This window comes from Streptomyces sp. NPDC096324 (assembly GCF_044763015.1).
Taxonomy (GTDB): domain Bacteria; phylum Actinomycetota; class Actinomycetes; order Streptomycetales; family Streptomycetaceae; genus Streptomyces.
In genome coordinates, this window is sequence record NZ_JBIWFK010000006.1 from 25,337 (window position 1) to 46,549 (window position 21,213).

The 21,213-nt window shown below is 70.6% G+C and carries 15 protein-coding genes; 9 read left to right on the forward strand and 6 right to left on the reverse strand.

What is annotated here, in order from left to right; translation table 11 throughout:
• Nucleotides 1–69 precede the first annotated feature (69 nt).
• Nucleotides 70–1,716 carry an MFS transporter gene (locus ACIQ7M_RS17235; protein WP_403644675.1) on the forward strand — a complete coding sequence of 549 codons (1,647 nt, stop codon included), beginning with the start codon at nt 70–72 and terminating at the stop codon, nt 1,714–1,716.
• 92 nt (nt 1,717–1,808) lie between these two features.
• Here ACIQ7M_RS17235 and ACIQ7M_RS17240 read toward each other — a convergent pair whose 3' ends face one another.
• Nucleotides 1,809–4,541: a SpoIIE family protein phosphatase gene (locus ACIQ7M_RS17240; RefSeq protein ID WP_403644678.1), complete on the reverse strand. Its 2,733-nt coding sequence runs from the start codon at nt 4,539–4,541 to the stop codon at nt 1,809–1,811.
• Nucleotides 4,542–4,729: 188 nt separating this feature from the next.
• Between ACIQ7M_RS17240 and ACIQ7M_RS17245 the strand changes: the two genes are divergently transcribed.
• Entirely contained in the window at nt 4,730–4,966 is a 237-nt protein-coding gene (locus ACIQ7M_RS17245) for a DUF6296 family protein (protein WP_355766665.1), read from the forward strand.
• Here the strand turns inward: ACIQ7M_RS17245 and ACIQ7M_RS17250 are convergent.
• Together ACIQ7M_RS17250 and ACIQ7M_RS17255 are read right to left on the reverse strand one after the other, a co-directional pair.
• Nucleotides 4,927–5,508 (reverse strand): GNAT family N-acetyltransferase, encoded by a 582-nt coding sequence (locus ACIQ7M_RS17250; RefSeq protein WP_403644682.1) that lies wholly within the window; start codon nt 5,506–5,508, stop codon nt 4,927–4,929. The two genes, ACIQ7M_RS17245 and ACIQ7M_RS17250, sit on opposite strands and share 40 nt — an antisense overlap.
• 142 nt (nt 5,509–5,650) lie before the next feature.
• The gene (locus tag ACIQ7M_RS17255; RefSeq protein WP_403644685.1) at nt 5,651–7,930 is read right to left on the reverse strand and encodes an MMPL family transporter; all 2,280 of its coding nucleotides are present in this window, start codon (nt 7,928–7,930) and stop codon (nt 5,651–5,653) included.
• A gap of 192 nt (nt 7,931–8,122) precedes the next feature.
• Here ACIQ7M_RS17255 and ACIQ7M_RS17260 point away from each other — a divergent pair, with 192 nt between their 5' ends.
• Together ACIQ7M_RS17260 and ACIQ7M_RS17265 are read left to right on the forward strand one after the other, a co-directional pair.
• Nucleotides 8,123–8,968 carry an SMP-30/gluconolactonase/LRE family protein gene (locus tag ACIQ7M_RS17260; RefSeq protein ID WP_403644688.1) on the forward strand — a complete coding sequence of 282 codons (846 nt, stop codon included), beginning with the start codon at nt 8,123–8,125 and terminating at the stop codon, nt 8,966–8,968.
• A gap of 337 nt (nt 8,969–9,305) precedes the next feature.
• The gene (locus tag ACIQ7M_RS17265) at nt 9,306–11,696 is read left to right on the forward strand and encodes a M4 family metallopeptidase (protein ID WP_403644691.1); all 2,391 of its coding nucleotides are present in this window, start codon (nt 9,306–9,308) and stop codon (nt 11,694–11,696) included.
• 99 nt (nt 11,697–11,795) lie between these two features.
• Here ACIQ7M_RS17265 and ACIQ7M_RS17270 read toward each other — a convergent pair whose 3' ends face one another.
• On the reverse strand, nt 11,796–12,416 hold the full coding sequence (locus ACIQ7M_RS17270; protein ID WP_386980787.1) for an L-threonylcarbamoyladenylate synthase: 621 nt from the start codon (nt 12,414–12,416) through the stop codon (nt 11,796–11,798).
• A gap of 101 nt (nt 12,417–12,517) precedes the next feature.
• On the opposite strand from ACIQ7M_RS17270, the gene ACIQ7M_RS17275 reads away from it, so the two are divergent.
• Together ACIQ7M_RS17275 and ACIQ7M_RS17280 are read left to right on the forward strand one after the other, a co-directional pair.
• Nucleotides 12,518–13,591 carry a dihydrodipicolinate reductase gene (locus tag ACIQ7M_RS17275; protein WP_403644695.1) on the forward strand — a complete coding sequence of 358 codons (1,074 nt, stop codon included), beginning with the start codon at nt 12,518–12,520 and terminating at the stop codon, nt 13,589–13,591.
• A 9-nt stretch (nt 13,592–13,600) separates the two neighbouring features.
• Complete coding sequence (locus ACIQ7M_RS17280; RefSeq protein WP_355772990.1) at nt 13,601–14,080, forward strand: carboxymuconolactone decarboxylase family protein; 480 nt, start codon at nt 13,601–13,603, stop codon at nt 14,078–14,080.
• 67 nt (nt 14,081–14,147) lie between these two features.
• On the opposite strand, the gene ACIQ7M_RS17285 is transcribed toward ACIQ7M_RS17280, so the two are convergent.
• The gene (locus ACIQ7M_RS17285) at nt 14,148–15,704 is read right to left on the reverse strand and encodes a GMC oxidoreductase (protein WP_403644698.1); all 1,557 of its coding nucleotides are present in this window, start codon (nt 15,702–15,704) and stop codon (nt 14,148–14,150) included.
• Between the two features lie 338 nt (nt 15,705–16,042).
• Between ACIQ7M_RS17285 and kstD the strand changes: the two genes are divergently transcribed.
• Complete coding sequence (gene kstD, locus ACIQ7M_RS17290; protein ID WP_403644701.1) at nt 16,043–17,866, forward strand: 3-oxosteroid 1-dehydrogenase; 1,824 nt, start codon at nt 16,043–16,045, stop codon at nt 17,864–17,866.
• Nucleotides 17,867–17,896: 30 nt separating this feature from the next.
• Here kstD and ACIQ7M_RS17295 read toward each other — a convergent pair whose 3' ends face one another.
• The gene (locus tag ACIQ7M_RS17295) at nt 17,897–19,066 is read right to left on the reverse strand and encodes a PP2C family protein-serine/threonine phosphatase (protein ID WP_403644704.1); all 1,170 of its coding nucleotides are present in this window, start codon (nt 19,064–19,066) and stop codon (nt 17,897–17,899) included.
• 345 nt (nt 19,067–19,411) lie between these two features.
• On the opposite strand from ACIQ7M_RS17295, the gene ACIQ7M_RS17300 reads away from it, so the two are divergent.
• Complete coding sequence (locus ACIQ7M_RS17300; RefSeq protein ID WP_403645873.1) at nt 19,412–20,218, forward strand: DMT family transporter; 807 nt, start codon at nt 19,412–19,414, stop codon at nt 20,216–20,218.
• A 91-nt stretch (nt 20,219–20,309) separates the two neighbouring features.
• Entirely contained in the window at nt 20,310–21,053 is a 744-nt protein-coding gene (locus tag ACIQ7M_RS17305) for an HAD family hydrolase (protein ID WP_403644707.1), read from the forward strand.
• Nucleotides 21,054–21,213: the final 160 nt, after the last annotated feature.

Genomic DNA, 21,213 nt, shown 5'->3' on the forward strand with positions numbered 1-21,213 from the left:
GGGCAGGCTTAACGTCGATGGGGTGGGCATCCATGTTCACCGCCGACCCGCGATGCAGGGCCATTTTCGATGACGGCCGATCACGTGACATCCTCCGAGTCTGCCGAATCCCCGCAGCGGGGCCGAGGCAGCGGTATCGCACTCCTCGTCATCGCCTCCTGCCAGCTCATGGTGGTTCTCGACATCACCATCGTGAACATCGCGCTGCCGCACATCCAGAGCTCGCTCGGCTTCTCGACCGAGAACCTGTCCTGGGTGATCAACGCCTACACGCTGACCTTCGGCGGTCTGCTCCTGCTCGGCGGACGATCCGGGGACATCCTCGGCAGACGCCGGATGTTCATGTTCGGCGTGCTGCTCTTCGTGTTCGCGTCGCTGCTCGGCGGACTCTCCCAGGACGCCTGGCAGTTGCTCGCCGCTCGCGCATTGCAGGGCGTCGGCGGCGCCATCGCCTCCCCCACGGCGCTGTCGCTGATCACCACCACCTTCCGTGAAGGACCCGAGCGCAACCGGGCGTTCGGTGTGTTCGCCGCCGTCTCCGCGGGCGGCAGCGCGATCGGGCTGCTCGCGGGCGGCATCCTCGTCGAATGGCTCGACTGGCGCTGGGTGTTCTTCGTGAACGTCCCCATCGGCCTGCTGATCGTGCTCGCGACCCCCCGCTACATCAAGGAATCCGAGCGGCACCCGGGCCACTTCGACCTCCTGGGCGCCCTCACGTCCACGCTCGGCATGGTGCTGCTGGTCTACGGCTTCATCCGGGCCTCGGAGAAGGGCTGGAGCAACCCCCTCACCCTGGCGTCCTTCGGGGCGGCCGTGGTGTTCCTGATCGCGTTCATCGCCGTCGAACGCCGGTCGAGACAGCCCATCACGCCGCTGTGGATGTTCCGCGACCGCAACCGCTCGGGCGTCTACGCGATGATGCTCAGTCTGTCCGCCGCCATCTTCGGGATGTTCTTCTTCCTGACGCTGTTCGTGCAGAACATCCTCGGGTTCAGCCCGCTCAAGGCAGGCTTCGCCTTCCTGCCGGTGAGCGTGATCATCGCGATCGGCGCGGGGGTCGCCTCGAATCTGTTGCCCCGGTGGGGTCCGAAACCCTTCATGGCGGTGGGCGCGATCCTGGCCGCGCTGGGCCTCGGCTGGCTGACGCTCACCGACGTCAACAGCACGTATCTCGGCAGCGTCCTCGGACCGACCCTCGTCTTCGGCTTCGGCATGGGCCTGCAGTTCGTGTCGCTGACGCTGATGGCGGTGTCCGGGGTGCAACCCAAGGACACGGGTGCCGCCTCCGGCATCCTCAACGCCACCCAGCAGGTCGGCGGATCGCTCGGCCTGTCCGTGCTGGTCACGGTCTTCGGCACGGCGAGCCGCAACGAGGCCACGGACCAGGTCGCGAACTTCCTGAAGACCGCGACCCCGGCACAGCAACTGCAGTTCCGCAGGACGGGACAGCTTCCGGCGCCCTGGAGCAGCCAGGTGCTGACGTCCGGCATCTCGGGAGCGTTCGTCGCCGCCGCCGCTTTCGCGGTCGTCGCCGCGCTGGTCGCCCTGATCGTCATCCAGGTGCGCCCCTCCGACCTGGAACGGCTCCAGGGAGGCGCCGCCGCGATGACGCCCGTGGACGGCGCCGGTGACGCGGAGGGCGCTTCGGCCGGCGCGACCCCGGTGGGGGAGTCGGACACCCGGGACGGCGGCGGCGGACCGTCCGCCCCAGGCTGATCCGGCCCCGGGCTGATCCCGGCCCGGGCTGGTCCGCCCCAGGCTGATCCGGCCCCGGCTGATCCGGGCCAGGGACCGACCTCACCCGACACTCACGGCAGCGGCTGCTCCGCCCAGATGACCTTGCCCTCGGGTGTGTAGCGCGTGCCCCAGCGGTCGGTGAGCTGGGCGACCAGGAACAGACCCCGTCCGCCCTCGTCCGTCGTCGCCGCGTACCGCAGATGCGGTGAGGTGTTGCTGCCGTCGAAGACCTCGCAGATCAACGCCCGGTCCAGCAGCATGCGGACCCCGATGGGCCCGGTGCCGTAACGGATCGCGTTGGTCACCAGCTCGCTGAGGATCAGCTCCGTGGTGAACGTCAGCTCGTCGAGCCCCCAGTGCGCCAGTTGCCGGCTGACCGAGGCACGCACCTCGCCCACGGCGGAGGGTTCGGACGGCACCTCCCAGGAGGCGATCCGGTCGGGATCGAGGGCGTTGGTACGCGCCACGATCAGGGCGATGTCGTCGCTCGGCCGGTCCGGCAGGAGGGCGTTCAGCACCGTCTGGCAGGTGTCCTCCGGCGAGCGGTCGGCTCCGGCCAGCGACGTGCGCAGCATTTCGAGCCCGACGTCGATGTCCCGTTCCCGGTCCTCGACCAGGCCGTCCGTGTACAGCACCAGGCGGCTGCCCTCCTCCAGCTCCAGCTCGGCCGTCTCGAACGGGAGACCACCCAGGCCGAGCGGCGGGCCGGCCGGCACGTCGGGGAACTCGACGCTGCCGTCCGGGTGGATCACCGCGGGCGGCGGGTGTCCGGCGCGGGCGACGGTACAGCGCCGCGTCGTCGGGTCGTAGACCGCGTACACGCAGGTGGCGCCCGTGACGGCGGCCCTGCTGTCCTCGGGGAGCTCGTCCTGGTCGATCCGGCCGACCAGCTCGTCCAGAAGTCCGAGCAGTTCGTCGGGCGGCAGGTCGAGGCCGGAGAAGTTGTGGACCGCCGTACGCAGCCGGCCCATCGTCGCGGCGGCCAGCAGTCCGTGGCCGACCACATCGCCGACGACGACCGCGACCCGGGCCCCGGACAGCGGCAGGACGTCGAACCAGTCGCCGCCGACCCCCGCCTGCGCCGGCAGATAGCGGTAGGCGAGGTCGAGGGCGCTCTGATGGGGCAGGGTGCGCGGCAGGAGGCTGCGCTGCAGGGTCACGGCCATCGTGTGCTCGCGCGTGTAGCGGCGCGCGTTGTCGATGGAGACCGCCGCTCGGGCGACCAGTTCCTCGGCGAGGGCGAGGTCGTCCACGTCGAAGGGGTCGGGCTTCTCGGAGCGCCAGAAGTTGACCACGCCCATGACCAGCGGACCGACGCGCAGGGGGACCGTGATGAGGGAGTGGATTCCGTAGTCGACGACCTGTGCGGTGCGCTTCGGGTCCTGGGCCAGCCAGCCCGGGGCGCCGCCGAGATCGGGCTCGACCACGGCCTCTCCGGTGCGCATGCTGTGGGCCTGCGGGGAGGACGGTACGAAGCCGATGTGCTCGCCGACCGGATAGAGCGGCGCGTCCTCGCGGATGCCGCCGGACGCGGTGCGGCGCAGTCCGGTGCCCGCGTCCGGCTCCTGCCCGTTCAGCACCGCGTCGGCCAGGTCCACGGTCACGAAGTCCGCGAACCGGGGGACCGCGACCGCCGTCAGTTCCTCGGCCGTCCTGGTGACGTCCAGACTCGTGCCGATGCGCACGCCGGCGTCGTAGAGGAGTTTGAGTCGTCCGCGGGCGATGTCGGCCCGGCCGGAGAGCGCGCGCAGTTCCGTGGAGTCACGGAGCGTGGCGACGCTTCCCGCCGGTCCGCCCCGCAGGTGCGTGGGCCGTTGGTTGATGGCCAGGAGCCGTTCCCCGACGAGATGGACCTCGTCGGTGGCGACGCGCCCGGAGGCCAGCAGTTCGGCGGTGCCCGAGTCGAGGCCGAGCCGCTGGACGTGCTGTCCCTCGGCGTCCGCGGGCAGGTCGAGCAGGCGGTTCGCCTCGTCGTTGGCCAGGAGCAACTGCCCCTCCGCGCCGACGATGATCACTCCTTCCCGGACGGAGTGCAGCACGGCGTCGTGGTGCTCGTACATCCGGGTCATCTCGTACGGGCCGAGGCCGTGCGTCTGGCGCAGCAGGCGTCGGCTCACCAGCGCGGTGCTCGCGGTCGCCAGGGAGAGTGCCGCGGCGGCGGCGCCCAGCAGGAGCGGGAGCTGGTGGTCGGCGGCGCCGCCCACGTTCTTCGTGGTGATGCCGGCCGACACCATGCCGACGACCTTGCCGCCGGGTGCCTCGACGGGGACGGTGGCCTGCACCAGCGGTCCGAGCGTTCCGTTGACCTGCTCGACGACGGAGTGGCCGGCCAGGACCGGTGCGGTGGTCCCGATGAACTTCTTGCCGATCCGGTCGGGCTTGGGGTGCGTGTAGCGGATCGCGTCGGTGTTCATCACGACGATGAAGTCCACGTTCGACGCCTTGCGGGCGGCCTCGGCGCTGGGCTGCAGCAAGGCGGTGGGGTCGGGGGCGCCGAGGGCGGCGCGGGTGCCGGGCGCGTTGGCGAAGGTCTCCGCTACGGCGAGCGAGCGGTTGCGGGCCTCCTGCGTCGTGTCATGCCGGACCTGGAGTACCAGTGCGACCACCGCGGCGACGACCAGGAGCAGCACGATCACCACTTGCAGGACGAACACCTGTCCGGCGACACTGCGCCCGCCGATGGCGGAGCGTAGCCCGTTGGACGGGCCGTTCCCGTGCTTGCCGTCGTGTCGCCCGCGCTGGGGGCGCGCTGTACTGGGGCGGCGGGCCGACTGAGCCCGGGTTCGACCCAATAGTCCGACCATGAGCTATGTCTACACTGCCCGGCGTCCCGTGGCGAGAGGCGTCACGGACGGTGACCGGACGCCCCCGCCGGGCGTGCCGCCGGACGGCGGGCGGCCCGGCGCGGGCGACGCGGCCCGCGGGTGTGGGGACGCATGATGGAGACATAGTCCCTATTACCTGAATTTGTCGCTTCGGCGCGGAGGGCCTGATGAAGACTGTGGACCGCTACCGGCTGACCTTCACCCATCCCGGACCGGACGCACGCATGGTGACGGATGAGGTGGTCGTCGAGCGGACGACTGCCCAGGGGCCGGGCGGCAACCCGGTGTACAGCGATCACACGGGCATCCTCCGCGCCGAGATCAGCCCGGCCGGCGAGGTCCGCATGCTGGCCAGCGGTGCCTATCAGTCGCCGATCAACCCGGCCGCCGAACCACTGTCCTGACGGGCCGCGCGCCCCGCCGGAAGCGCGGCCCCGGCGGCCGGGAACCCTGCGGAGCCGGCGGCGGGGAGCTCCCGCGAGAAGCGAAGTCCCGGACGTCCGTTCAGCTCGATCTCGCCGGTGACGAGGAATCCGGTGCGGGCCAGAACCGTCCGGGACGCGCCGTTGTCGGCGGTCGTACGGGCGCTCAGGGCACTGAGACCGTACGCGCTCGCGGCCAGGGCGCACATCTCCCGTACGGCGGCCGTGGCGAGCCCCCGCCCCGTGGCCCGCTCGGCGACGCGGTAGCCGAGGTCGGCCGAACCGTGAGCCACGTCGACCAGGTTGACGCGGGCCAGGACCGCGCCGGTGCCGTCCACCACGAGGTGGAAGTGGCAGATTCCCGCGGCCTGTTCGGCGAGGCGCTCACCGAGGAGGGCGTCGAACCGGTCGAAGAAGGTGTCGCCGCGATCGGGGATCGTCGCGGCGAAGTAGGCGCGGTTCTCCCGCTCGAACGAGAGCAGGGCGGGCGCGTGGCCGGGACGCAGGCGTTCGATGCGGGGCATCCGGTCATGCTAGGGACCCGTACCGTCCGGAGCACGCGCATTTCCACCGCGGGGGCGGGGTGGGGGAAGGCACCGGGCCGTGCCCCGCGTCCGCCGGCGCGGTACGGGTCTCAGCCCCGCGTCCGACGGCGCGGTACGGGTCTCAGCCGCCGACCGGTGGGCCGGTGGGAGCCGGAATGGCGGGCTCATCGCCCTCGGGGTCGATGTGCGGCAGGATCCGGTCCAGCCAGCGCGGTGTCCACCAGGCGCGGGCGCCGAGCAGGGTCATGACCGCCGGGACCATCAGGAGGCGTACGACCGTCGCGTCGATGAGCACGCTCACGGCGAGGCCGAGGCCGAGCATCTTGACGACGATGTTGTCGCTCAGGATGAACGCGGCGAAGACGCTCATCATGATCAGCGCGGCACAGGTGATCACGCGGGCCGTGATCTCCAGGGCGTGCGCGACACTCGCCTTCGCGTCCCCGCTGCGCAGCCAGAACTCGTGGACCCGCGACAGCAGGAAGATCTCGTAGTCCATGCTGAGCCCGAAGATGATCGCGAACATCATCATCGGCACATAGCTCTCGATGGGCACCTTGCCCGAGACCCCGAGCGCCGGTCCGCCCCAGCCCCACTGGAAGACGGCGACGACGACTCCGTACGAGGCCGCGATGGACAGCACGTTGAGGATCGCCGCCTTCAGCGCGACGAGAATCCCCCGGAAGACGATCAGGATGATGATGAAGGCCAGCGCGACCACCACGAGGATGATGAGGGGCAGCCGGCTCGCGACGATGTTGCGGAAGTCGACCTGCGCGGCCGTCGTGCCCGTGACGTAGCCCTTGGCGCTGTACCCGGACACGGCCTTCGGCAGGGTGTCGTCCACCAGGCGGTTCGTCAGGGCCGTGGTGTCCTTGTTCTGCGGGGACACCTTGGAGTAGACGGTGCCCACCAGCACGTCCCCGTCCTTGGTGGCCGTCAGCGGGGTGACCACGGCCGCCCCCGACACACCGCTCACCGTCTTCTGCGCCTGTGACGCCAGCGCGGAACGCTTGTCCGACGGTACGTCCGTCTGGTCGATGACGACCGTCAGCGGGCCGTTGGAGCCGGGCCCGAAGGAGTCCGACATGATGTCGAACGCCCGCCGGTCCGTGAAGGACTTGGGGTCGGCGCCGTCACCGATGTGCCCGAGCTGGATGGTGAACACGGGGATGGCCAGGATGAGCACCGTGAGCAGACCGCCGGTCAGGAACCACCAGGGGCGCCGCTCGACGCGCTGCGCGTAGCGGTGCCAGGTGCCGGTGACGGGCGCGCCGGGCGCGGCGTTCGTCTCCGCGATCGGCGTGCGCACGTGGTAGCGGTCGATGCGCCTGCCGATGAGCCCGAGCAGGGCGGGGACGAGGGTCAGCGCGCCGGCCACCGCCGAGACGACCGTGACGGCCGCCGCGAGGCCGAGCTTGCTGATGAACGAGACACCGGAGACGGACAGTCCGGCCAGGGCGATGATCACGGTGCAGCCCGAGACCAGGACGGCCCGTCCGCTGGTCGTGGTGGCCCGGCCCGCCGCCCGTACCGGATCCGCGCCGTTGATGAGGTTCTGCCGGTGACGGGTGAGCAGGAACAGGGCGTAGTCGATGCCGACGCCGAGTCCGATCATGGTGGCGAGCGTCGGCGACACTGTCGCGAAGTCGGTCGCGGCGGCGAGCAGTCCGAGGATGGCGAGGCCGCCCACCACGCTGATCAGGGCGGTCACCAGCGGCAGAACCGCCCCGATGACACTGCCGAACCCGACGAGCAGGACGACGATCGCCACCGCGAACCCGATCAGTTCGCTGATCCTGTCGTTCGCCTCGGGCCTGGCCAGTTCGCCCAGTGGCCCGCCGTACTCGACGTCGACTCCCGCCGACCGCAGCGGCTGGACGGCGTTGTCCACGCCGTGGAGGTAGCCGTCGCCGAGGGTCGAAGGCTGCACGTCGAAACGGACCGTGATGTAGCCGGTCTTCCCGTCGCTGGACAGCGGTCCGACGTTCTGCTGCTGGGACTGCCCCGAGGACGGCTGGGAGCCGGGCGGCGGCAGCGGGTTCTGCGCCGACAGGACGTGCGGAAGCTTCCCGAGGGAGCTGACCGTCTGGTTCATCTGGGAACTCAGCTCGGTCAGCGGCTTCTGCGTGTCGCGCATCACGATCTGGCTGCTGTAGCCGCCCGCCGCCGGATCGTGCGCCTTGAGGACGTCCAGCCCTTCGGTGGACTGCACTCCCGGCAGTTGGAAGTTGTCGGAGTACTGCCCGCCGAACGAGTGGTTCAGCCCCTGGAGCACACCCAGGGCGACGAGCCACGCCACGATGACGATCACGAAATGGCGGGCGCACCACTCACCCAGCCGCTGCAGAACCCCGGGCCTGGTCCGCCCGCTGGCTGAAGGGGCTTGTGTCGCCGACATGGGCAGCTCCTGCTCGAGGACGACTCCTCCGACTCCGTCATTAAACGATGTGACGATCACCGCGGCCCGCCGAGCGGCACGGCCACTCCGCGCCCTATGACGGTCCGGGATCCGTCGATCCGGCCGGTGTCCGTTCGTTCTGGAAGTGGGACACCGGTACCGGGCCGGTCCGGAGCGAAGGATGTGCTGAGGATGGACGAGACGCGGACGCTGATCGAAGGACGCGGGCTGGTCGAGTCGCCGCGGTGGCACGAGGGCCGGCTCTACTTCTCCGACTGGACCGCGGGCGAGGTCCTCGCCATCGATCCGGCCGACGGGCGCGTCGAAGTGGTCGCGCGGGTGGCCTCGCTGCCGCTGTGCACCGACTGGCACCCCGACCACGGCCTGCTGATCGTCTCCTCGGTGGAGGGTCTGCTGCTCCGACGGGAGCCCGACGGGTCCCTGGCCACGTACGCCGACCTGGGCCGGCCCGGCTGGAACGACATCGTGGTCGACGACCGCGGAAACACCTATGTCAACAGGGCCGGGTTCGACCCGATGGCGGGTGAGGCCTTCGCACCGGGATCGGTCTCACTGGTCACCCCGGACGGTTCGGTGCGTGAGGTGGCCGACGACATCGCGTTTCCCAACGGGATGGCCGTGACCCTCGACGGTTCGACCCTGATCGTCGCCGACTCCTACCGGCACGCTCTGCTCGCCTTCGACATCGGCCCGGACGGCGCTCTGTCGGGCCGCCGGGTCTGGGCGGACCTGGGGGAGGGCACCCCGGACGGCATCTGTGCCGACGCGGAGAACGCCGTCTGGTACGCCGATGTGCCCGGCCGGTGCTGTGTGCGCGTGGCCGAGGGCGGCGCCGTCCTGGACCGGGTGGGCCTCGACCGCGGTGGCTTCGCCTGCGCACTGGGCGGCCAGGACAGGAGGACGCTGTTCGTCGTGGCCGCCGTCTGGCGCGGCATGACGGAGTCCGCGCCGGTGGAGCCCGGCTCCGGTCAGGTCCTCGCCACCCGCGTCGAGGTGCCGGGAGCGGGCCGGCCCTGACACGGGTTCCGCATGGCGGTGGCAGAGCTGTCGTTCAGGCAGCGGTCCGGCACATCAGTCGTTCCGTCAGCGGCCGCGGTCGAGCTGTCGGTCTGTCAGCGGCCATGGACAGCAGGGGGTTTCGGCGCGGGGGCGTAGGGATAACCCTCGATCGCCGATGACGCCATGTCATGGCTAGGTCAAAAGTGCCATCCTTCCCCCACCTGTGGGACAGGTCGTCCATGGTCTGCCCACAGCCGCGTTCCCGCGCGCCCTGCTCAGCGCTTCCCGGACAGCACATCCCGTCTGTCCGGTCTGTCACCGGCCGCCGACCGCGGCCGAAGGCGTAGGAGTACGAGTGAGACGTTTCCCCCGTCAGGCGACTGCGGCCGGAGCCCTGGTGGCCACCGCCGCGTTCCTGGCCGTCGGCATACAGACGGTCCCGGCAGTCGCCAAGCCCGCCCCCCACACAACCCCCCTCCGCACGGGGGGACTTGAGGCAAAGCTCACCCCGGCCCAGCACACGGCGCTGCTGACGAAGGCATCGAAGCAGACCACCGCGACCGCCGGCACACTCGGCCTCGGCTCCAAGGAGAAGCTGGTCGTCAAGGACGTCGTCAAGGACAACGACGGCACCTTGCACACCCGTTACGAGCGCACCTTCGCCGGTCTCCCGGTGCTCGGCGGCGACCTCGTGGTCCACACCCCGCCCGCCTCGCAGGCCACGGGCACGGTGAGCACCACCTTCGCCAACAAGCACACCATCAAGGTCGCGAGCACTTCCGCCGCCGTCACCAAGGCGACCGCCGGAGCCCAGGCGCTCAAGGTCGCCAAGTCGCTGAAGGCCGAGAAGCCCGCGACGGACAGCGCCCGCAAGGTCGTCTGGGCCGGCACCGGCACCCCCCGGCTCGCCTGGGAGACCGTGGTGACCGGTGTCCAGGACGACGGCACGCCGAGCAAGCTGCACGTCATCACCGATGCCACGACCGGCAAGGAGATCACCCGGTACGAGGGCATCCAGACCGGCACCGGCAACACCCAGTACAGCGGCACCGTCACGCTGAACACCACGCTGTCGGGATCGACGTACCAGCTCACGGACGCCACCCGAGGCAGCCACAAGACGTACTCGCTGAACAACGGCACGTCCGGCACCGGCACGCTGATGACGGACGCCGACGACGTCTGGGGCACCGGCGCGGGTTCCAACACCCAGACCGCCGGCGCGGACGCCGCCTACGGCGCCGCGGAGACCTGGGACTTCTACAAGAACACCTTCGGGCGCAGCGGCATCAAGAACAACGGCGTCGCCGCCTACTCCCGCGTCCACTACAGCACGGCGTACGTCAACGCCTTCTGGGACGACAGCTGCTTCTGCATGACCTACGGCGACGGCACCAGCAGCACCCACGCGCTGACCTCGCTCGACGTCGCGGGCCACGAGATGAGCCACGGCGTCACCTCCAACACCGCGGGCCTGAACTACACCGGTGAGTCCGGCGGTCTCAACGAGGCCACCTCCGACATCTTCGGCACCGGTGTGGAGTTCTACGCCAACAACTCGACCGACGTGGGCGACTACCTCATCGGCGAGAAGATCAACATCAACGGTGACGGCACCCCGCTGCGCTACATGGACAAGCCCAGCAAGGACGGCGGCTCCGCCGACTCGTGGTACTCCGGCGTCGGCAACCTGGACGTCCACTACTCCTCGGGCCCGGCGAACCACATGTTCTACCTGCTCTCCGAGGGCAGTGGCTCCAAGACCATCAACGGCGTCACGTACAACAGCTCGACCTCCGACGGTGTCGCCGTCGCGGGCATCGGCCGCGCCGCCGCCCTGCAGATCTGGTACAAGGCGCTGACGACGTACATGACGTCGACCACCAACTACGCGGGCGCCCGTACCGCCGCGCTGAACGCCGCGACCGCGCTGTACGGCGCGAGCTCCACCCAGTACGCGGGTGTGGCGAACGCCTTCGCGGGCATCGCCGTCGGCGGTCACGTCACCCCGCCGAGCAGCGGTGTGACCGTCACCAACCCGGGCAGCCAGTCCTCCACCGTGGGTACCGCGGTGAGCCTGCAGATCTCGGCGAGCAGCACCAACAGCGGCTCCCTGACGTACTCCGCCAGCGGTCTGCCCACCGGGCTGTCGATCAACACCTCGACCGGCGCGATCACCGGGACCCCGACCACCGCCGGCACCTACAGCACCACGGTGACCGTCACGGACAGCACCGGGGCGACCGGCACCGCGTCGTTCACCTGGACGGTCAGCTCCACCGGTGGCGGCACCTGCACCTCGTCGCAGTTGCTCGGCAACCCCGGGTTCGAGTCCGGCGCCACCACCTGGACCGCTTCCAGCGGAGTCATCACCACCGACTCCGGTGAGGCGTCCCACGGCGGCTCGTACAAGGCCTGGCTGGACGGCTACGGCTCCACGCACACCGACACGCTCTCCCAGTCGGTGACCATCCCCAGCGGCTGCAAGGCCTCGTTCACCTTCTGGCTGCACATCGACACCGCGGAGACCACCACCAGCTCGCAGTACGACAAGCTGACGGTCACCGCCGGATCGACCACGCTGGCGACCTACTCCAACCTCAACAAGGCCACCGGCTACACACAGAAGACCTTCGACCTGAGCTCGTTCGCCGGCACCACGGTGAGCCTCAAGTTCAGTGGTGTCGAGGACTCCTCGCTCCAGACCAGCTTCGTCGTGGACGACACCGCCGTGACGACGAGCTGACCCGCCCCACCTGACATCTCCGCATCGGCCGCGACGTGGGTCCTCCGCGAGGACGACCCACGTCGCGCGCCGTTTCCGGGAACCCCTCGAAGCCGGGGGCTACTCGAACCGCGAGGGGTCGCCCGCTCCGAGGCGTACGAGTTCGGGCTCCCCGCCGGAGAAGTCGACCACGGTCGTCGGCTCGGTGCCGCAGTCGCCGGAGTCGATGACGGCGTCCACCACATGGTCGAGGCGGTCCTTGATCTCCCAGCCCTGGGTCAGCGGCTTGTCCTCGTCGGGCAGGAGCAGGGTGCTCGACAGCAGCGGCTCGCCGAGTTCGGCCAGGATCGCCTGCGCGACCGCGTGATCGGGGATCCGCACCCCGACGGTCTTCTTCTTCGGGTGCAGCAGCCTGCGCGGAGCCTCCTTCGTCGCCGGGAGGATGAAGGTGTAGCGGCCGGGCGTAGCCGCCTTGACCGTGCGGAAGACCGCGTTGTCGATCCGTACGAAGTGCCCGAGCTGGGCGAAGTCCTCGCACATCAGCGTGAAGTGGTGGCGCTCGTCGAGCTGACGGATAGAGCGGATGCGGTCGATGCCGTCCCGGTTGCCGAGCGCGCAGCCGAGAGCGAAGCAGGAGTCGGTCGGATAGACGATCAGCCCGCCGCTGCGGACGATCTCCACCACCTGGGTGATGACGCGCCGCTGCGGGTTCTCCGGGTGAACGTCGAAGTACTTGGCCATGCTTCGAGACTAGGGCCTGTCCGACAATTCCCGTCGGTGCCCGGAATTCTCCCCGGCCGCGGCTATAGGAACCTCGAGGCCGTCTCGCTACCCTCCGCCGCATGATTTCCACGGTGGTCTGGGGTACCGGCAATGTCGGCCGCGCGGCCATCCGCGCCGTCGAGGCCCACCCGAAACTGAAACTCGCGGCCGTGCTCGTGCACGACCCCGGCAAGGTCGGCCGTGACGCGGGCGAGCTCGCCGGACTCGGCCACGGCCTCGGCGTCGTGGCGAGCGACGACATCGACGCGGTCCTGGCCTCGGGGCCCGGAGCCGTCGTCTACGCGGCCACCGGCGACATCCGTCCCGACGAGGCCCTCGCGGACATCGCCAGGGCGGTCCGGGCCGGTGCGGTGGTCGTCACGCCCGCCCTCTATCCGCTCTACGACCAGCGCAGCGCCCCGCCCGAGTTCCGGGACCCCGTGCTCGCCGCCATCGCCGACGGGGGCGGCTCCCTGTTCGTCTCGGGAGTCGATCCCGGCTGGGGCAACGACGTCCTGCCCCTGCTGATCAGCGGTCTGGGCACCACGATCGACGCCATCCGCTGCCAGGAGATCTTCGACTACTCCACGTACGAACAGGAGGAGTCCGTACGGTACTTGGTCGGCATGGGGCAGCCGATGGACTACGAGCCCCTGATGCTCGCCCCGTCCATCCCGACGATGGTGTGGGGCGGCCAGATACGGCTCATGGCACGGGCCCTCGGCGTCGAACTCGACGACATCACCGAGACGATGGAGCGCCGCCCGCTGACCGGCACCGTGAGCACCCGCACCATGGGCGAGTTCGCGGCCGGCACCCAGGGCGCGGTCCGCTTCGAGGTGCGGGGGATCGTCGGGGGAGAGCCCCGGATCGTCATCGAGCACATCACCCGCATCCACGCCTCCTGCGCACCGGACTGGCCCTCGCCGCCCGACGGGGACGGCGCCCACCGGGTGATCGTCGAGGGCCGTCCGCGGATCGAGGTCACCGTCGCGGCCACCGACGAGGGCGAGAACCGGTCCGCGGGCGGGAACGCCACCGCGGTCGGCCGCCTGGTCGGTGCCATCGACTGGCTCGTGGACGCGGAACCAGGACTCTACGACGCACTCGACGTCCCGCTGCGTCCAGCAGTCGGCCGGCTCGGAAGGAAGTGACCCATGACCCTGCGCGTCGACATTCCCGAAGGACAGGAACCGATCGGATACGTCTGGGGTGAGTTGGTGCCCGGCATCGGCATGGCCGCCGCGAACTTCTCCCTGTCGGTGTACGAGCACACGACCCTGGGCCTGCGCGAGTTCGAGGCCGCCCGGCTGCGCATCGCACAGATCAACGGGTGTCTGTTCTGCCTCGACTGGCGTACGGAGCGCGACGGCCTGAAGGTCGAGGAGGAGTTCGCGGACGCGGTGACCCAGTGGCGTACCACCGATGCCTTCGACGACCGGACGCGGCTGGCCGCCGAGTACGCGGAGCGGTACGCCCTGGATCACCACGGTCTTGACGAGGATTTCTGGACACGGATGACGGCCCTGTACAGCCAGCGGGAGATCGTGGAGCTGACCATGAGTGTCGGCTCCTGGCTGGCGTTCGGCCGGCTCAACCATGTGCTGGGACTGGACGCCGTGTGCGTGCTGCCGACCCACTGACCGCGTGCGCCCGGCAGCCGCCGCGGGCTCCTGAGCGGATCCGGACCCCTCGCGGGGTCCGCACCGCCTAGAGGTCCACGGCGATGATGTTCTCGATGTTCCGTTCGGCGAGTGCGGTGATGGTGACGAACGGGTTGACGCTGGTGTTGCCCGGGATCAGCGCGCCGTCGATGACGTAAAGGCCCGAATGACCCAGCAGGCGCCCATAGTTGTCGGTGGCCTTGTTGAGTACGGCGCCGCCGAGCGGATGGTAGGTGAGATGGTCGCCCCAGATCTTGTACACGCCGAAGAGATCGGTCCGGTAGATCGTGCCCTCCTTCGCGTTGATCTTGTCGAAGATCGTCTTCGCCATGTCGATGGCGGGCTGCTTCCAGGCGGTCTGCCAGTTGAGGTCGACGGTCCCGGTCGCGGCGTTCCAGGTGAACCGGGCCCGGTTCGGGTTCTTGGTGATGGACAGGTAGAAGGACGCCCAGGTCTCGATGCCGGTGGGCAGCGGCGCGACCTCGGCGAACGCGCCGCCCGCGGTCCAGTTGTCGATGCCCCCGCAGGGGATGCTGGCCTGGAGCGAACCGGTCGGATCCCACAGGTGGTTGGCGCGCCCGCACATGACGTTGCCGTTGTCGCCCCAGCCCTGGCCGATCTCGCCGTTGAGGCCGGGCAGCGCGCCGGTCGCCTTCAGCCGGACGAGGAGCTTGCTCGTCCCGACGCTTCCGGCCGCGAAGAACACCCGGTCCGCGGTCACCGTCTTCGTGGCCGTGGTGCCACCGGTGGTGTCGAGCTGGTCGATCAGGACCGTGTAGCCGCCGCCGGACGCGGGCGTGACCGAAGTGACCTTGTGCAGCGGTGAGATGGTGACCCGTCCGGTGGCCGTGGCCTGGGCCAGGTAGGTCTTCTGGAGCGACTTCTTGCCGTAGTTGTTGCCGTAGAGGATCTCCCCGGCGAGGGCCGACTTGGTGACGGTGCCCGCGGCCTCCTGCTTCATGTAGTCCCAGTCGTACACGTCGGGCACGAAGACGAAGGGGAAGCCGGAGCGCTGGGCCTGCTTCCGGCCGACCCGCGCGTACTGGTAGCAGTCGGTGGTGTCGAACCACGCCGGGTCGATGAGGCCCGTGCCGAGCGTGGCGTTGGCGCGCGGGTAGTACGTCGCGTACATCTCGTCGGCGTTCACCGACGGGAGGATCGCGCCGAAGTTCTCCCGCTTGGGAGTGACCGCCATGCCGCCGTTGACGAGTGATCCGCCGCCGACACCGCGGCCCTGGTACACGATGATCTGGCCCATCTCCTCGGCGTCGAGGATTCCCGTGTAGCGGGGGATGTCCTTGTCGATGGGGAAGCCGAGGAAGTTGCTGAGGGGCTGTTTGGTCCTGGTCCGCAGCCAGTACGAACGCTGGTCGGGGCTGGTCGTGTTGGCGAAGATCTTGCCGTCCGAGCCCGGTGTGTCCCAGGCCATGCCCATCTCGACCATCTGCACGTCGACGCCCGCCTGGGCGAGGCGCAGGGCGGCGACCGAGCCACCGTATCCCGTGCCGATCACGAGGACGGGGACGTGTGCGCCGGACGGGATCGACGAGGCCGTCGTGGCGATCACCGCGGGGGCCGCGACGGCGCGACCGGCAAGGCTCACTGCTCCAATAATAGAACCTGTTCCAGCTATGAATCGTCGGCGCGAAACACCCCTGGAATCGTTGGTCTGCTGGTTGATGTCACCCACGTGACACTCCTCACTCTCGATGAGTGGGAACAGGTTCTACTGTTACCGGCTCGTTAAGTCACTACATACCGGTTGGTAACTTCTGTCCGATCTTGGGGTGATCGGCGAGCTCTGCTCCGCTTGCCCTTGACTTCACAAGACCCTCGCGCGACATTCCTGACGTTGCATCAGAACCGGTACGGCGGGGGTCAGTCGGGCTCCCGGAGCAACGGAGAGCCACACATTCCCTCGCCCTGCTGGAGAGCCCCGTCATGTCCCCGAACACCGAGCCCGCCAGACCCGCCCCTTCCCTCCCGGCCCCCGGCCCGTCGCGACGCCGGGTGCTCGGAGCGGCCACGGGCGCCTCCCTCGCGCTCGCCGCCGGAGCCGCCCAGGCCGCCGGTGCCGTCGCGGCCGCCGGCCCGGCCACCGCGGCCGACCTGCCGCCCCTCGGCACGTACGACGTCGTCGTCATCGGCTCGGGAGCCGCCGGGATGACCGCGGCGCTCACCGCCGCGAAACGGGGGCTGAGCTGCGTCGTCCTGGAGAAGGCGGCCACCTTCGGAGGGTCGGCGGCCCGCTCGGGCGCGGGCATCTGGATCCCCAACAACCCCGTCGTCCTCGCCGCGGGCGTCCCCGACACCCCGGCGAAGGCCGCCGCCTACCTCGCGGCCGTCGTCGGCCCGGACGTCCCGGCCGACCGGCAGCGGGCCTTCCTCGGCAACGGACCGGCCATGATCTCCTTCGTCATGGCCAACAGCCCGCTGCGCTTCCGCTGGATGGAGGGCTACAGCGACTACTACCCGGAACTCCCCGGCGGCCTTCCGGGCGGACGCTCCATGGAGCCCGACCAGCTCGACGGCAACATCCTCGGAGCCGAACTCGCCCACCTGAACCCCGCGTACATGGCCGTTCCGGCCGGCATGGTCGTCTTCAGCGCCGACTACAAGTGGCTCACCCTCGCCGCCGTGAGCGCGAAGGGCGCGGCCGTCGCCACCGAATGCCTGGCGCGCGGCACCAAGGCGGCGCTGCTCGGCCAGAAACCGCTGACGATGGGCCAGTCGCTCGCGGCCGGACTGCGCGCCGGACTGCTCGCCGCCCAGGTCCCGGTGTGGCTGAACAGCCCGATGTCCGACCTGCTCATGGAGAACGGTGCGGTCACCGGCGCGGTGATCACCCGCGACGGCGCGGCCGGACTGGTCAGGGCCAGGCGCGGGGTCGTCGTCGGCTCCGGCGGATTCGAGCACAACGCGGCCATGCGCGCCGAGTTCCAGCGGCAGCCCATCGGGACCGCCTGGACGGTGGGCGCCAAGGAGAACACCGGCGACGGCATCCAGGCGGGCCGGCGGGCCGGGGCGGCGCTCGACCTGATGGACGACGCATGGTGGGGGCCTGCCATTCCGCTGCCCGGCGAGCCCTACTTCTGCCTCGCCGAACGCACCCTGCCCGGCAGCCTGCTGGTCAACGCCGCCGGCGCGCGGTTCGTCAACGAGGCCGGACCCTACAGCGACGTGGTGCACACCATGTACGACCGCAACCCGAGCGCCCCGGACATCCCGGCGTGGCTGGTCGTCGACCAGAACTACCGCAACCGCTACCTGTTCAAGGACGTCGCGCCGACCTTCACGTTCCCCGATTCCTGGTACACGTCCGGAGCCGCGTACAAGGAGTGGACCCTGGACGCGCTCGCCGGGCGGATCGGTGTCCCCGCCGCCGCCCTGCGCACCACCGTCAGCCGCTTCAACAGCCTGGCCCTGAGCGGCAGGGACACCGACTTCCACCGCGGCGACAGCGCCTACGACCACTACTACACCGACCCGGCGATCCTCCCGAACTCCTGCCTCGCCCCGCTGTGGCTCCCCCCGTTCCACGCCCTCAAGATCGTCCCGGGTGACCTCGGCACCAAGGGCGGACTGCGCACCGACGCCCGCGCCCGCGTCCTGCGCCCGGACGGCACGGTGATCCCGGGCCTGTACGCGGCGGGCAACGCCAGCGCGGCCGTCATGGGCCACAGCTACGCGGGAGCGGGCTCGACGATCGGCCCCGCGATGACGTTCGGCTACATCGCGGCATTCGACCTCGCGGCGACGACCTGACAGGCGCGGCGGTGGCCTGACGAAGGACCGTCAGCCGCCGGTGCTCTCGCTGTGGCTGTCGGCGGTCGCCCCGGCGTCCGCGTCCCTGTCCCCGTCGTTCCGGTCGCCGCGGAGCCGGGGCGACAGGAGCAGGACGGAGACGTCGTCGCGGATCGAGGGGCAGAACCGGACGAGGTCCTCCCACAGGTGGTCCACGAGCACGTCCGAAGGCTCCTCGGCGAACGAGGTCAGCCGGTCGGGCAGCGGGTAGAAGGCGCCCCCGGCGTCCCGGCTCTCGCTCACGCCGTCCGAGGCCATGAACAGCCGGTCGCCGGGGTCCAGCTCCACCGTGCGCACCTTCGGCGGGGACAGCTCGAAGAATCCCAGCCCCAGCGGAGGCCCCGGCTCGGCGTCCAGCTCAAGAGCCTTCGCACCGCGCAACAACAGCGGCGCGGGATGCCCGCAGGACACCATCCGCACGGTGTCGGTGCCCGGCGGGAACTCCAGGAACAGCGCGGTCGCGAACAGCTCGGCGTGATCGACCGACGCCGAGTCCACCACCAGCCTGCGTTCCAGCCGGGCCGCGGCCGCCTCCAGATCACGCTGGTCGAGGACCGTCTCCCGGAACGCCCCCAACAGCGAGGCGACGGTCCCCACGGCCGACAGCCCGTGTCCCTGTACGTCGCCCATCACGGCCCGGACCCCGAACGGCCCGTCCCGTACCTCGAAGAAGTCACCGCCGACCAGCGTCTCCCGCTGGGCGGGCCGGTACAGCCCGGCGCAGCGGACCGGGCCCACGCGTTCGGGCAGCGGCGGCAGCACGGCGAGCTGAGCGGCCTCCGCGACCGACCGCACGGTGACCAGATGCGCGTCCCTGCGGCTGCGGACGAGCGACACGAACACGCTCAGCACGGCGATGAAGGTGATCGTGAGCAGGTCCGCGTTGCCCGGATGGTTGAGGTGCAGGGCGGGGATGTTCATCAGGACCACGACGACCACGCCGAAGCCCGCCGTCGCCAGGGGGCCGTACGAGAGGACGGCCAGGGAGGGGATGGCGCCCAGCAGGAAGCCGATGTCCGGTGGCACGCTGCTCACGAGTTCCGCCACGAGGACAGCCACCAGCAGAACGGGCGGGAGCAGCCGCACCCAGCGCGGAGGGGGCGAGCCGCGCAGCCATCCCCGGTGGTCGTCCCGCCGACCGGACGCGGCCTTCGTGGCCATGGCACTCCTCCCTTCGCCACCACGCTCCTCCCTTCCCCGCCGTCGCGCATTTTGATCGGCGCACGGACATGGGCGGGCCCGGGCGTGCGACCGGAGCGCGCGGCCCGGAGCCGTGGGGAACGACCCGTACAGGGGGAGCGGCGAGGGGAGCCGGGGTGGTGCGAGCGGCACGAAGCCCCGCCATCACGGGGATGAGACGACGGGGCTCCACCGGGCGGATGCCCCGTCGTCGGCGATTCATCCCACCGGCGCCCGGGAGAGGCCCCGGCTCCCCTCCCGGGGCATGGTGGAGGGGTGACAGGACTGGCCGTGCTGTTCGCGCTCCTCGGGGCCGCCAGCAACGCGATGGGCACGGCGTTCCAGCGCAAGGCCGCCTCCCGCGTCAGCGAAGGCGGCGGGCTGCGGCTGATCATCCGGCTGGCCCGGCAGCCGCCGTGGCTGATCGGCATCGCCGGGGTGATCGGGGCGGCGCTGTTCCAGGCCCTCGCGCTGGCGAACGGGCCGCTGTCCCTGGTGCAGCCCCTGTTCATCCTGGAGCTGCCCTTCGCCCTGATGATCGCCGTCCCGCTCCTGCACCGCCGGCTGTCGCGCGCGGGATGGCAGGCCGTCGCCGGTGTCGTGGCGGGACTCGGTCTCGTCCTCCTCGCGGCCGCCCCCTCGGGAGCACAGTCCGACGCCTCCATGGAGCGCTGGATCCCGGTGCTGATCGCCTGCCTGGGAAGCGTGGCGGTCGCGGTCGTCGTCGCCCGTCCGGGCCGCCCGCCGCTCTTCCGCGCCGCCGTGCTCGGAGCGGCGTCGGCCATCAGCAACGCGCTGACCGCCGCTCTGCTCAAATCGTCCGTGGGCACGCTCCGCGACGACGGGTTCGCCGCCTTCCTCGGCGTCTGGCAGACCTACGGATTCGCCCTGACCGGGATCGCCGCCGTCCTGCTCCTGGAGAACGCCCTCCAGGCGGGCCCGCTGGCCGCCTCGCAGCCCGCGCTGACCATCGGCGACGCGACGCTCAGCCTCGTACTCGGTGTCACGCTCTTCGACGAGACGATCCGTACGGGCTGGTGGCTGCTGCCCGAGCTGATCGGCGCGGGGGTGGTCCTGTGGGGGGTCCTGAGGCTGACCCGCGTGGTCCCCCATCTCGCGGACATGGCCCATTGACGCCCGTCGTCGCGACCCGCCCCGGCCCGTGACCACCGGTGCGGGCGGAGCCGCGACGGCGCGCGGCCACTGGCCGACACTCGTTCGATTGGTGACGGCCGGGACTGGACAGACCCTGGTGGTGACGAGTGGGATCGAGAACGTTCGGGAACTGGTCGCGCGGACGCGGTACGTCGTCTTCGGCTTCGACGGCCCGATCTGCCAGCTCTTCTCCGGGCCCTCGGCGGCGGCTCTCGCCCGAGCCCGGCTCGACCGGCTGACGGAACCGGACCTGCGCGCGGTGCTCACCGAGGAGGAGCGCGGCCCCGCGGATCCCTACCGGGTTCTGACGGCGGTGGCCGGACGGCACCCGGGCGGCGAAGCGCTCGCCCGGCTCGACGCGTGGCTGACCGGGACCGAGCTGGAGGCGGTACGCACCGCGATGCCGACGGCGTACGCGGATCCGCTGATCCACACCTGGGCCGCGGTCGGGGCGAGGCTCGCCGTGGCGACCGGCACCTCGGCCCGGGCCGTCACCTCCTACCTGGACGCGCGCGGGCTCACGCCCCGCTTCGGCCCGTACATATTCGGCCGCCCGCCGCACCCGGGAACGCCCGCGCCCCGCCCGGCCGCCCTGGAACGCGCTCTGCGTGCCATGGGCGCCGAGCCGGACGTCTCGCTGATGATCGGCACCGCTCCCGAGGACCACGCGGCGGCGCACCGGGCCGGTGTCCGGTTCCTCGGGTACGCCCGCCACCCCGCCAGAGCGCGGACCCTGCGGGAGGCCGGTGTTCCCGAGCGGTGCGTCACGGACTCCCTGGAGCCCCTGCTGCGTACCCTGCGTGAACCCTCCTGAGCCGATCGCTCCGCCATACGAGGGGAAAGTCGGCCGGAAACTCGTGTGCATGCATCGCCGGAAGCGGGGCACCAGCATCCTGAGACAGTTCGGGAAGCTACCCCCCTGGCGAAACCCGAGCTGCACGGCCCCGCAGGCAGCCACTCCCCCCGGCTGTCGG

Coding starts and splice junctions, on each gene's coding strand:
- ACIQ7M_RS17235 (WP_403644675.1), top strand. CDS start 70: ATGACGGCCGATCACGTGACATCCTCCGAGTCTGCCGAATCCCCGCAG.
- ACIQ7M_RS17240 (WP_403644678.1), bottom strand. CDS start 4,541: ATGGTCGGACTATTGGGTCGAACCCGGGCTCAGTCGGCCCGCCGCCCC.
- ACIQ7M_RS17245 (WP_355766665.1), top strand. CDS start 4,730: ATGAAGACTGTGGACCGCTACCGGCTGACCTTCACCCATCCCGGACCG.
- ACIQ7M_RS17250 (WP_403644682.1), bottom strand. CDS start 5,508: ATGCCCCGCATCGAACGCCTGCGTCCCGGCCACGCGCCCGCCCTGCTC.
- ACIQ7M_RS17255 (WP_403644685.1), bottom strand. CDS start 7,930: ATGTCGGCGACACAAGCCCCTTCAGCCAGCGGGCGGACCAGGCCCGGG.
- ACIQ7M_RS17260 (WP_403644688.1), top strand. CDS start 8,123: ATGGACGAGACGCGGACGCTGATCGAAGGACGCGGGCTGGTCGAGTCG.
- ACIQ7M_RS17270 (WP_386980787.1), bottom strand. CDS start 12,416: ATGGCCAAGTACTTCGACGTTCACCCGGAGAACCCGCAGCGGCGCGTC.
- ACIQ7M_RS17275 (WP_403644695.1), top strand. CDS start 12,518: ATGATTTCCACGGTGGTCTGGGGTACCGGCAATGTCGGCCGCGCGGCC.
- kstD (WP_403644701.1), top strand. CDS start 16,043: ATGTCCCCGAACACCGAGCCCGCCAGACCCGCCCCTTCCCTCCCGGCC.
- ACIQ7M_RS17295 (WP_403644704.1), bottom strand. CDS start 19,066: ATGGCCACGAAGGCCGCGTCCGGTCGGCGGGACGACCACCGGGGATGG.
- ACIQ7M_RS17300 (WP_403645873.1), top strand. CDS start 19,412: ATGGGCACGGCGTTCCAGCGCAAGGCCGCCTCCCGCGTCAGCGAAGGC.